General features: G+C 43.9%; 13 protein-coding genes. All 13 read left to right on the forward strand.

The features are described from left to right. Nucleotides 1–196 precede the first annotated feature (196 nt). The 13 genes from hisD (at nt 197) to JOC77_RS01835 (ending at nt 11910) form a co-directional block, all read left to right on the forward strand. Entirely contained in the window at nt 197–1465 is a 1269-nt protein-coding gene (gene hisD / locus JOC77_RS01775) for a histidinol dehydrogenase (RefSeq protein ID WP_204537757.1), read from the forward strand. 111 nt (nt 1466–1576) lie between these two features. After that, nucleotides 1577–2164, forward strand: coding sequence for an imidazoleglycerol-phosphate dehydratase HisB (hisB, locus tag JOC77_RS01780; protein ID WP_204537759.1), 588 nt, complete (start codon nt 1577–1579; stop codon nt 2162–2164). Beyond that, nucleotides 2165–2797, forward strand: coding sequence for an imidazole glycerol phosphate synthase subunit HisH (hisH, locus tag JOC77_RS01785; protein WP_204537761.1), 633 nt, complete (start codon nt 2165–2167; stop codon nt 2795–2797). Beyond that, nucleotides 2794–3528: a 1-(5-phosphoribosyl)-5-[(5-phosphoribosylamino)methylideneamino]imidazole-4-carboxamide isomerase gene (gene hisA / locus JOC77_RS01790; RefSeq protein WP_204537763.1), complete on the forward strand. Its 735-nt coding sequence runs from the start codon at nt 2794–2796 to the stop codon at nt 3526–3528. Before hisH ends, hisA begins: the two co-directional genes overlap by 4 nt. Beyond that, nucleotides 3525–4283: an imidazole glycerol phosphate synthase subunit HisF gene (gene hisF / locus JOC77_RS01795; RefSeq protein WP_204537765.1), complete on the forward strand. Its 759-nt coding sequence runs from the start codon at nt 3525–3527 to the stop codon at nt 4281–4283. The genes hisA and hisF overlap by 4 nt, the downstream gene beginning before the upstream one ends. Continuing rightward, the gene (gene hisIE, locus JOC77_RS01800; RefSeq protein WP_204537767.1) at nt 4280–4930 is read left to right on the forward strand and encodes a bifunctional phosphoribosyl-AMP cyclohydrolase/phosphoribosyl-ATP diphosphatase HisIE; all 651 of its coding nucleotides are present in this window, start codon (nt 4280–4282) and stop codon (nt 4928–4930) included. The genes hisF and hisIE overlap by 4 nt, the downstream gene beginning before the upstream one ends. Nucleotides 4931–5012: 82 nt before the next feature. Next, the gene (locus JOC77_RS01805; protein ID WP_204537770.1) at nt 5013–6521 is read left to right on the forward strand and encodes a tetratricopeptide repeat protein; all 1509 of its coding nucleotides are present in this window, start codon (nt 5013–5015) and stop codon (nt 6519–6521) included. A 383-nt stretch (nt 6522–6904) separates the two neighbouring features. Then, nucleotides 6905–7852, forward strand: a complete 948-nt coding sequence (gene trxB, locus JOC77_RS01810; protein ID WP_204537772.1) for a thioredoxin-disulfide reductase — start codon at nt 6905–6907, stop codon at nt 7850–7852. Nucleotides 7853–8188: 336 nt separating this feature from the next. Continuing rightward, complete coding sequence (locus JOC77_RS01815; protein WP_204537774.1) at nt 8189–8647, forward strand: NUDIX domain-containing protein; 459 nt, start codon at nt 8189–8191, stop codon at nt 8645–8647. Nucleotides 8648–8680: 33 nt separating this feature from the next. Next, complete coding sequence (rapZ, locus tag JOC77_RS01820; protein WP_204537776.1) at nt 8681–9577, forward strand: RNase adapter RapZ; 897 nt, start codon at nt 8681–8683, stop codon at nt 9575–9577. Beyond that, complete coding sequence (locus tag JOC77_RS01825) at nt 9570–10556, forward strand: gluconeogenesis factor YvcK family protein (RefSeq protein ID WP_204537778.1); 987 nt, start codon at nt 9570–9572, stop codon at nt 10554–10556. The genes rapZ and JOC77_RS01825 overlap by 8 nt, the downstream gene beginning before the upstream one ends. 44 nt (nt 10557–10600) lie before the next feature. After that, the gene (gene whiA / locus JOC77_RS01830; RefSeq protein ID WP_204537780.1) at nt 10601–11545 is read left to right on the forward strand and encodes a DNA-binding protein WhiA; all 945 of its coding nucleotides are present in this window, start codon (nt 10601–10603) and stop codon (nt 11543–11545) included. Nucleotides 11546–11652: 107 nt separating this feature from the next. Then, entirely contained in the window at nt 11653–11910 is a 258-nt protein-coding gene (locus JOC77_RS01835; protein WP_204537782.1) for an HPr family phosphocarrier protein, read from the forward strand. Nucleotides 11911–11952 lie beyond the last annotated feature (42 nt).

Here is an 11952-nt window from a genome sequence, read left to right on the forward strand (position 1 = left end):
GTCCATAGTTGGTTTTGACACTATGTTGATTGGAACGGATACGCGAGACTCATTTGGGGAAAGCGGATCAAGGGAGATCCCGCAGGCGTGTAACGCTGAGGAGGCTCCCGGACCGCCCGCGGAAAGCGAGTGCCGCTAGCTGCAATCAACAGGCAAGTTGAACAGAGCTATTTTTAAAAAAAGGATGCGGGAAATCATGAAGATTGAACGGTTGACTAAAGGGCTGTCGCTGAAACGTTCCGTTGAAAATGGGACTCAGGAGCAGAGGAATGCAGTTATAGATATTATCAGCAGTGTACGTACAAAAGGAGATTCTGCCCTTCATGAATGGACGAGGAAATTTGATGGTGCAGAGCTTTATGAGCTGCAGGTTTCGTCCCTTGAAATAGAAGAGGCTGTTAACTCTATTTCAAACGAGATGGCGTCTGTTATTAGTGAAGCGGCGGAAAATATCCGTTCTTTTCATAGTAAGCAGCTAAAGAATTCCTGGATGACTACAGATGAGACGGGCACACTTCTTGGGCAAAAGGTGACGCCGCTTGATTCGGTAGGTGTGTATGTGCCTGGAGGGAAAGCAGCTTATCCTTCGTCCGTTTTAATGAATGTGATTCCGGCCCGTACAGCGGGTGTGAAACGCATTGTGATGGTAACTCCCCCTGACAGTGATGGCAAGCTGCCTGCCGGCGTTCTGAGTGCGGCAAAAATAGCAGGAGTGGATGAAATCTATAAAGTGGGCGGTGCACAGGCTGTTGCTGCACTGGCATATGGTACTGAAACGATTTCACCTGTTGATAAAATTGTGGGGCCGGGAAATATTTATGTCGCCCTTGCCAAGCGTGAAGTGTTTGGTGATGTTGATATCGACATGATTGCCGGTCCAAGCGAAATAGCCATCCTCGCTGATGAGACGGCTATTGCCTCTGAAGTGGCAGCAGACTTACTGTCACAGGCTGAGCATGATGAGCGGGCGAGCAGTGTACTTATCACTACGTCGGCGGAACTTGCGGATGAGGTATCAAAGGAAGTAGAGACTCAGCTTTCCAGCTTGCCAAAAGAACAGATTGCTAGAAGCTCAATAAATGATTTTGGACGGATTTATGTGGCAGAAACGATGGAAGCAGCCGTTGAAGCGGTAAATGAAATCGCGCCAGAACATCTTGAGGTTCTTACAGAAAATCCAATCGAACTATTAGGTAAAATTCGGCATGCAGGAGCCATCTTCCTTGGAAGATACAGCTCAGAACCAGTAGGCGACTATTTTGCGGGACCCAATCATGTACTACCGACTAATGGAACGGCGAGATTCTCAAGTCCGCTGAATGTGGAAGACTTTCAAAAGAAATCTAGCGTGATTATGTACAGTAAGCAGTCCTTTGAACAAAACGCTGCTAAAATAGCCGCATTTGCAAGACTAGAAGGATTAGAAGCCCATGCGAGGGCGATTGAATCGAGACTTGGAAAATAAGCACGGGAAAGGGGGACTGTCCCCCAAAAAAACAGGCAGAACGCAGGGATAAAGGGACTTTGTTCGTTTGGGAAATGGGGGCAGTCCCCACAATTGTTAGGAGGGTTCTTGATGGAGCGGGTTGCAAGGATTGAGAGGAAGACGAATGAGACGGATATTAAGCTGGAGTTTGGGATTGATGGTGAGGGGCTTGCTTCTTTAGAGACGGGTGTGCCGTTTCTTACGCATATGCTGGATTTGTTTACGAAGCATGGCCAGTTTAATTTGATTGTGGATGCTAAGGGTGATATTGAGGTGGATGATCACCATACCTCGGAAGATATTGCGATCTGCCTGGGCCAGGCGCTGATCCAGGCCCTCGGCGACAAGAGGGGTATAAAGCGTTACGGCAATGCTTTTGTACCGATGGATGAAGCCTTGGCACAGGTTGTGGTGGACTTAAGCAACCGCCCTCATCTTGAATTCAGGGCGGACTTTCCTTCACAGAAGGTAGGCACGTTCGATACGGAGCTTGTTCATGAATTTTTGTGGAAACTCACCCTTGAAACGCGGATGAACCTGCACGTAATTGTTCACTACGGACAAAACACTCACCATATTATCGAAGCGATCTTTAAGGCACTTGCCCGGGCGCTGGACGAGGCAACGACCATTGACCCAAGAGTTAAAGGAGTGCTCTCCACGAAAGGGATGTTATAAATGATCGGCATCGTTGATTACGGCATGGGAAATTTATTTAGTGTCAGCAAAGCTCTTGAGCGGCTGGGGGCTGACTACTTTATGTCATCTGACCCTGAAAAATTGGCAGAGGCAAAAGCGATCCTGCTTCCTGGTGTTGGCGCATTTAAGGATGCAATGGACCAATTGAATTCTCTTGGGCTTACTCCCTTTTTAAAGGATTATGCTGTAAGCGGACGGCCGCTGCTCGGCATCTGCCTTGGCATGCAGCTGTTATTCGAGAACAGCAATGAATATGGCTTCGCTGAAGGTTTGTCTTTACTGCCAGGCACCATCAGGCATTTCCCTGGTGTTGATGCAGAGGGGAATTCATATAAAGTACCGCATATGGGCTGGAATAAACTTAAGTACCAAGTGCCTTCACCGCTGTTAGATGGAATTGAAGAAAGCCATGTGTATTTTGTACATTCTTATTTGGCAAAAACCGATAGTGAAATTATCAATGCAAGTGCAGATTACGGAGAAGAAGTTCCAGCCATCGTGTCTAGAAATAATGTGATGGGTATGCAGTTCCATCCAGAGAAAAGCGGCGAAACAGGAATGGCGCTGCTCCGAAACTTTATTAACATGTCAGAAAGCAAGGTGACCTTATGAGTTCATTCACGATATACCCAGCCATCGATATCCGGGGAGGAAAGTGTGTAAGACTTCTCCAGGGAGATTATGAAAAGGAAACTGTCTACGGAGATTCGCCGTCTGAAATGGCAAGGAGCTTCGCAGAACAGGGAACATCCTGGATTCATATGGTCGACCTTGACGGAGCGAAAATCGGGCGTCCGGTGAATGATACTTCCGTTTTTCAAGCTGCGCGTAAAACTGGGGTTAACATCCAGGCTGGCGGCGGTATCAGAACGGAAAAGGATATTCTCCATTACCTGGACAGCGGCGTGGCACGTGTAATTTTAGGAAGCATCGCTGTGTCTGATAAGGAATTTACAAAGGATATGCTGAAAAAGTATGGCAGATCCATAGCAATCGGAATTGATGCTAAAAATGGAATGGCGGCAACACACGGCTGGCTGCAGACATCAGAGGTCAAAGCGGTGGAACTTGGAAAAGCACTGGCTGATGCTGGTGCTGAGACCTTTATTTTTACAGATATTGAAACAGATGGCATGCTGTCCGGTCCGAATGTAGACGCAGTGGCATTGATGGCCAGAGAGACAGGAAAGAGTGTCATTGCGTCCGGCGGTGTCAGCAGTCTGGAGGATATCCGAAACCTTTCAAAGCTTTCCTCAAGCGGTGTGTCGGGTGCCATTGTCGGAAAAGCCTTGTACACAGGGGTATTTACAGTGCGTGAGGCGCTTAAAGAGGTACAGCTATGATTACCAAACGGATTATTCCCTGCCTGGATGTGAAAGAAGGAAGAGTAGTCAAAGGAATTCAATTCTTAGGACTAAGGGATGCCGGCGACCCGGTAGAGCTTGCTGCCTTCTACGACCGAGAAGGAGCAGATGAACTGGTCTTTTTAGATATTTCGGCCTCACATGAAGGGCGAAAAACGATGGTTGAAGTCGTGAAAAGTGTGGCGGCATCTCTTGCCATTCCTTTTACGGTAGGCGGAGGCATTAACTCGCTGGAAGATATGAAGCGCATCCTTCGTGCCGGTGCGGATAAAGTGTCGCTTAATACGGCAGCTGTTGTGAATCCGGACTTAATTTCAGAGGGTGCTAGATTCTTTGGCACGCAGTGTATCGTCGTAGCCATTGATGCGAAGTATGATGAAGAAATAGGAACCTGGATGGTCTATACGCACGGCGGCAGGGCGAAGACGGATAAGACAGCTGTTGCGTGGGCGCAGGAGGCCGTTAAACGTGGAGCCGGAGAAATTCTGCTCACAAGCATGGATAGTGACGGAGAGAAACAAGGATTTAATCTTGAGCTTACCTCTGCTGTCAGTAATGCCGTAAGCGTTCCTGTGATTGCTTCAGGCGGTGCCGGCAATGCAGAGCATTTTTATGATGCCTTCTCGCGTGGCAAGGCAGATGCTGCACTGGCAGCTTCCATTTTTCATTACAAAGAAACGTCTGTAAAAGAAGTAAAGAATTTTTTATTAAGCCGGGGAGTGAACATACGATGAATATACAGAGTTTTAAATTTGACGAAAAAGGCCTGCTTCCGGCGATTGTCCAGGACTTGAACACGAAAGAGGTTCTGACTCTAGCTTATATGAACGAGGAATCTCTTAAGCGATCTATTGAGACAGGGGAAACCTGGTTTTTCAGCCGTTCCCGTCAGGAACTGTGGCATAAAGGAGAAACAAGCGGAAACACTCAGAAAATCAAAGAGATCAAATTTGATTGTGATCAGGATGCTTTAGTGGTTTTGGTTGAGCCAAAAGGGCCTGCCTGCCACACTGGAACTGTCAGCTGCTTCACTGAAAGCATCTTTAAATCAGAGGAGCCTGCTGAATCTGCTTCTGCTCACAGTTCATCACCGGCCGATTTCCTGCTTGAACTGGAAGAGCTAATAGCGGAGAGAGAAAGACTCCGTCCGGAAGGGTCGTATTCAACCTACCTATTTGAAAAGGGTGTTGACAAGATTCTTAAAAAAGTAGGAGAAGAATCAGCTGAAGTCATTATTGCAGCCAAAAATAGAGACGCTGAAGAACTAAAATGGGAAACTGCCGATCTATTCTATCATGTTCTTATCCTCCTGAGAGAGCAAAAAGTGCCTTTCACAGAGGTGCTGAATGTGCTGAAAAAAAGACATGCCGATGGGAAATAATTGGGAAATGGGGACTGTCCCCATTTCCCTTTTTTGTGGTATAATGCTTTAGTTAATCAATGTTTTTTTAATGGAGGACTTCATGTCTAAGGATTCAAAGGCAGAACAGCAGGCACAGATTTTTTCATTTCATCCTACAGGAGAGTATTACTTTGCTAAGGGATTAAAATATTTTCATCGCAGGGATTTACATAAGGCGAAAAAGTATATGGAACGAGCATACGAGCTGGAGGCCGGGGAGCCAATGATTGCATGCCAGCTCGCTATTGTTTGTACGGAGCTTGGTGAATATGAGTATTCAAATGAGCTACTCCAGACTATTTTAAACGGCCTTGATCCCTTCATGACAGAATGCCATTATTTTTTGGCAAACAATTATGCCCATTTGGGATTGTTCCAAGAGGCGTATAAGCATGTAAACGATTATCTTGACAAGGAAGAAGACGGGGAATTCAGTGATGATGCGGAAGAGCTGATTGATCTCATCGCGTTTGAGATGGATGAGTCTGGTGAAACACTGGAATCCCTTGACCAGCAGGATGGGCTGATTTTCAAGCAGGAAAAGGCAAGGGAGCAGCTTGAAATAGGCAATTTTTCCAAGGCTATTGAAACTCTCAGCGAAATTGTGGAAGAATACCCAGAGTTTTGGTCGGCTTATAATAATTTAGCTCTGGCTCATTTTTATCTGGGTAAAACCGATGAGGCGTTTGAAGTACTGAATAGCGTGCTGGAGAAAAATCCGGGAAATCTATATGCATTATGTAATTTGCTTGTGTTTCACTTCTATCAAAAAAATATGAGCAAGGTAGCTGAAATTACGGCCATGCTTGAAAAGATCTGCCCGATCATGAATGAACAGCGTTTTAAGCTTGGAGCTACTTTTGCGATGACCGGACAGTATGAGCTTGCTTATAAATGGCTTAAGCTTCTTCAAAAAAAGGGCTTTGATCACGATGGGACATTTTATTATTGGCTGGCAGACAGTGCCTACCATCTTGGTCATACTAAAACTGCAAAGCAGGCATGGAAGCGGGTGCTTTCCTTCAGCCCCGAAAAAGAGGGGATGGAGCCGTGGAAAGAATCCAAAGAGGTTACTGGATTCGAAGACCATTATCCTTCCATTATCAAACGGCTCGAAAGCGAATTGGTTGAGGAAAGATTATTTGGTATTTTCCTAACAAAACATTCTATTCATCAGAAGCGAATCAGCAATCATGAGGCATATAAGCATAATGAAAAGTTTGATCGTCTTGAAAAAGAATATTCGGCTTATGTTAGTTCTTCAGCTCGAAAAAATTCGTCGAGCTCGATTCACTTTGCTGATGGTGCAGCAGATCTTTTATTTACGCATTATCGGCCGATTCAGCTGACAGAAGCCGGTGTTTTCCTTATGTGGTTTTCTGTTTTTTCAGAGGCAGATAAACGCAATATTCCACTTAAAAATTTAAAAGCCCTTGCAGCATCTGTTGATTTTATCTGGCATAGGCTGAGAAATGAACCTATTACCCAGAAGGACGCAGCTGATAAATACGGTGTTTCAACAGCGACTTTAAGAAAATATATTGAAACAGTGAATGATCTTCTTATTTAAAGGCTGTTTTCGCAAACTTTGTTGCTATCGAACAAGGAGGGTTGATTTCCACTCCAGGATGCTCGCTTTCCGCGGGGCGGGCGGTGAGCCTCCTCGGCTTTGCCTGCGGGGTCTCACCTGTCCCGCTGCTCCCGCAGGAGTCTCGCACCTTATGCTCCAATCAACCTAATTTAACAATGTGATGACTTTGTAAAACTTATTAAATAACAACAATCTTTAAGAAAAGAGCCTATTTAAAATACTTCAGGCCGCTCCTAGAGTATGTAAGGTTGAGCAAATTTTTGGACTGATTTATATAACTTATATACGATAGTATTTAGGAAATACTACGATTATCTATGCATACATTGCGGTGGATGCCTATTATATAAGGGGTGTGCAGTATGACTGATGAAAAAATTTATGATGTGATTATAATCGGAGCAGGTCCAGCCGGCATGACTGCGGCTGTCTATACCTCACGTGCAAATTTATCAACATTAATGATCGAGCGCGGTGTGCCTGGCGGTCAGATGGCCAATACGGAGGAAGTGGAAAACTATCCAGGGTTTGAAACTATTCTCGGGCCTGAGCTGTCCACAAAAATGTTCGACCATGCCAAAAAATTTGGTGCAGAATATGCTTATGGTGATGTTAAAAGTGTTATAGACGGACCAGAATATAAAACAGTAAAAGTAAGCAGCAAAGAGTACAAGGCCAGATCCATCATTATTTCTTCAGGAGCCGAATACAAGAAAATCGGCGTTCCTGGTGAAAAAGAGTTAGGCGGGCGCGGTGTTTCTTATTGTGCGGTCTGTGATGGAGCCTTCTTTAGAAATAAAGAGCTTGTCGTCATTGGCGGCGGTGATTCAGCGGTAGAGGAGGGGGTATACCTGACTCGCTTCGCCTCTAAAGTTACCATCGTTCACCGAAGAGACGAACTTCGCGCACAAAAAATTCTCCAACAGCGTGCTTTTGATAACGAAAAGGTTGATTTTATCTGGAATCATACCATTAAGGAAATCAGTGGGGATGGCAAGGTAGGCAGCGTAACCCTTGTTTCTACGATTAATGGAGAAGAACAAGAATTCAAAGCAGACGGTGTCTTCATCTACATTGGCATGATTCCGCTATCCAAGCCATTTGAGGATTTAGGAATCACTAATTTGAGCGGCTATATCGAAACGAATGACCGGATGGAAACAAAAGTTCCCGGCATATTTGCCGCCGGAGACATTCGGGAAAAAACTCTCCGCCAAATCGTAACAGCTACCGGTGATGGCAGTATTGCTGCTCAAAGTGCTCAGCATTATATTGAAGAGCTAATGGAAAGCCTGAAAGCAGCTAAATAATAATTAAATTGGCAATATTTACATTCGTCATGTTGTTTTAATTCTGCTGTAACACGAATGAAATATAAAATGGGTATCATAAAAATAGAAATTGACCCCCTTTTATACAAATTTATTTTGTAGAAGCACAGGCAGATGCCTGTGCTAATTTTTTTTGTATAAAAAGTATTTTACTGCCGATGAAATATGTGGGGAAAAATACATTCTATGTTCATTGTAGCGGCATTTTAAAAATAGTATAATGGAATGAAATATATTTTTTTATCATTACCTGGCCAGCTGTTCCGTGTTAGGGATGGCTACATATAAATGTTGTTTACTATGAGGTGAAGAATCGTGCAGCGTGTAACGAATTGTGTATTGGTTAACGATGATCAAGCATTACTGCTAAAAAAGCCTCGCCGCGGATGGTTTGTGGCACCGGGAGGAAAGATGGAACCTGGTGAGTCCATCAGGGACGCCTGTATCCGGGAGTATAGAGAAGAAACAGGGATTTATTTACGGAATCCTTCTATCAAAGGAATTTTCACATTTATCATGAAAGAAGGAGACAAGGTCTTGTCCGAATGGATGATGTTTACCTTCTATGCAACAGAGTTTGACGGAATTAATGTGGAGGAGTGCGAAGAAGGGGAGCTTTCCTGGCAGCCTCTTGAAGCCATCAGTAAATTGCCAATGGCAGCCGGGGACCATCATATCCTGGATTATATGGTACACGGCTCTGGCATTATTTATGGAACGTTTACGTACACTCCGGATTTTGAGTTGATTGCATATCGGCTGGATCCCAGCTGATAGGCGGTCTCTATAGAAAGAGGGGGAAATTATATGAGCACAGGTTCTGTTTCAGATATTCAGCTAGTGATTATCACAGGGATGTCAGGCGCTGGAAAAACAGTAGCCATTCAAAGCTTTGAAGATTTAGGTTTCTTTTGTGTGGATAATCTGCCGCCTACTCTGCTTCCTAAGTTCTTAGAATTGATGAAGGAATCAGGCAGCAAGATGAATAAAGTGGCGCTTGGAATGGATTTGCGTGGAAGGGAATTTTTTGAACATCTGTTCCGGGCTTTAGATGAGATGAGTGAAAGCTCATGGATTACACCTCAAATTTTATTCCTGGATGCTGAAGATTCAGTGCTTGTCAGGCGATATAAAGAGACCAGAAGAACCCATCCTTTAGCACCGGTCGGACTGCCGCTGGAAGGAATACAATTAGAGCGGGGCATGCTGGAAGAACTAAAAGGAAGAGCCCGGCTCATCTACAATACTTCAGAATTAAAGCCCCGGGAGCTTCGTGAAAAGATCCTCAGTGAGTTTTCTACCAATAATGTAAGTACTTTTATGGTAAATGTGATGTCATTTGGATTCAAGCATGGCATTCCAATTGATGCTGACTTAGTTTTTGACGTTCGGTTCCTGCCGAATCCTCATTATATTGATTCAATGAGACCGAAAACAGGACTTGATGATGATGTGAATCAATACGTGCTTAAATGGAGCGAAACACAAAAGTTTTTGGAAAAAGTAACGGATCTGCTGACATTTATGCTTCCTCATTATAAAAGAGAAGGAAAAGCGCAGCTTGTTATAGCCATTGGCTGTACCGGCGGGCAGCATAGATCGGTCGCTCTTGCAGAGTATATCGGCCACTTCTTTAAAAAGGACTATTTTACACAGATCACACATCGAGATATCGACAAAAGGAAGGTAAAAAAAGATGCCTAATAATCCGACACTGCCTAAGATTGTCGTTATTGGCGGGGGAACTGGATTACCTGTGCTAATTAGAGGGCTTAAACAATATCCGATTGATATTACGGCTATTGTAACGGTTGCTGATGACGGAGGAAGCTCAGGGCGTCTGCGTGATGATATGGACATTCCTCCTCCAGGTGATGTAAGGAATGTACTGGCAGCTCTATCAGACGTTGAACCGCTGGTTGAGCAGATGTTTCAGCACCGCTTTAGCCACTCTGTTGAACTGACTGGCCATTCTCTTGGGAATTTAATCATTGCCGCAATGACGTCGATAACCGGGGACTTCGTTCATGCCATTCAAGAAATGAGCAAGGTATTGAATGTCCGTGGAAAAGTAATTCCTGCGGCTAATCAGAGTGTGGTGCTGCATGCTGAAATGGAAGACGGCACGATCGTTACAGGAGAATCCAAAATACCGAAACACGGCAAAAAAATCAAAAGGGTGTTTTTAACACCAGAAGTTATTCAACCGCTTTCAGAATCGTTGGAAGAAATAAAAAATGCAGATTTAATCGTCATTGGACCTGGAAGTCTGTATACAAGCATCCTTCCCAATCTGCTTGTTCCTGAATTAGGCCGGGCGGTCTGTGATTCTAAGGCAAAGAAAATTTATATCTGCAACCTGATGACTCAGGCTGGAGAAACATTAAACTTTACCGCAAGCGATCATGTCGAAGCTATTTATCAGCATATGCAATGCTCATTTATTGATTCTATTCTTGTTAATAATGAAGAAATACCGCAGGATGCTAAGCTGAAATATAAGGAAGAGTATGCTAAACCCGTCATATATGATTTTGACCGCCTGAGCCAGTTCGGAGTTAAAGTGCTGCAGGAGCAAATCGTCAGCTATGACGGCAATGTGGTCCGCCATGATACAAAAAAAGTGGCGGAAATTTTATATAATTTACTAATAAGTGAATACAAACTGCCCAGTCATCCGTAATAGTAATAGAAGGATGGTACGGTTTAAACAGGAGGTGAGAGAGAATGTCTTTTGCATCAGAGACAAAAAAAGAGCTTACAACTTTGGAGGTTAAAGACTGCTGTGCAAATGCAGAGCTTTCGGCACTCATACGGATGAATGGCTCACTCTCCTTTTCAAACAGAAAATTAGTTGTAGATATTCAGACAGAAAATGCCGCTATAGCAAGAAGGATTTATACATTATTAAAGAAGAGCTTTGAAGTGCAGGTAGAGCTGCTTGTTAGGAAAAAAATGAAGCTCAAGAAAAATAATGTATACATAGTCCGGTTGTCGCACCAGGCCCAGGAAATCCTTCATACTCTTAAAATAATAGGTGACAACTTTACCATTCACCATGATATTTCAAAAGAATTGGTAGCAAAAAAATGCTGTAAGAGGTCCTATTTAAGAGGAGCTTTTTTAGCTGGCGGATCTGTTAATAATCCGGAGACATCCTCCTACCACTTAGAGGTTTTCTCATTATACAAAGAACATAATGATGAACTTTGTGAATTAATGAACGGATTTGACTTAAAGGCTAAAACACTTGAACGCAAAAAAGGCTACATTGTTTATTTAAAAGAAGCAGAAAAAATCGCTGAATTTCTTAATATTATCGGTGCCCATAGTGCGCTTATGCGTTTTGAGGATGTAAGAATAGTCAGGGATATGAGGAATTCGGTTAACAGGCTGGTCAACTGTGAAACGGCTAACTTGAATAAAACCATCGGTGCCTCGCTCAGGCAGGTCGAAAATATCAAATTAATTGAACAGACGGTCGGCCTCAGTATACTTCCAGACAAGCTCCGGGAAATTGCGGAGCTTCGAGTAGCTTACCAGGATGTGACTCTTAAAGAACTAGGGGAGATGGTTTCCGGCGGCAATATCAGCAAGTCGGGCATTAATCATAGACTGAGAAAAATTGATGAAATCGCTGAAAAGCTCCGTTCTGGGGAAACGATTTCATAAATTATGCCTAAGCTGGTTTCAATAGACGCAATTAATGGTTAAATAAGTATAATACTCTAATGATCTAAAACATAAATAATAAAAAGCGATAGGGGAGGAAAAAAGAGATGGTTGATAAAGTAGTCCAGGTCCGCCTGAAAACTGGGCTCCAAGCCCGGCCGGCAGCACTGTTTGTCCAGGAGGCCAATCGGTTCACAGCTGATGTGTTTCTAGAGAAGGATGGCAAAAAAGTGAATGCTAAAAGCATTATGGGACTCATGAGCCTGGCAGTAAGCTCAGGAGCCGAAGTGAAACTGGTTGCAGAAGGCAGAGATGAAGAAGAAGCATTAGAGGCCTTAGAAGCATTTGTTCAAAAACAGGATTAAGCACACGTAAATAAAGCTGCCACCGGCAGCTTTATTGATTTA

The organism is Peribacillus deserti (assembly GCF_016909175.1).
GTDB lineage: Bacteria > Bacillota > Bacilli > Bacillales > DSM-1321 > Paraperibacillus > Paraperibacillus deserti.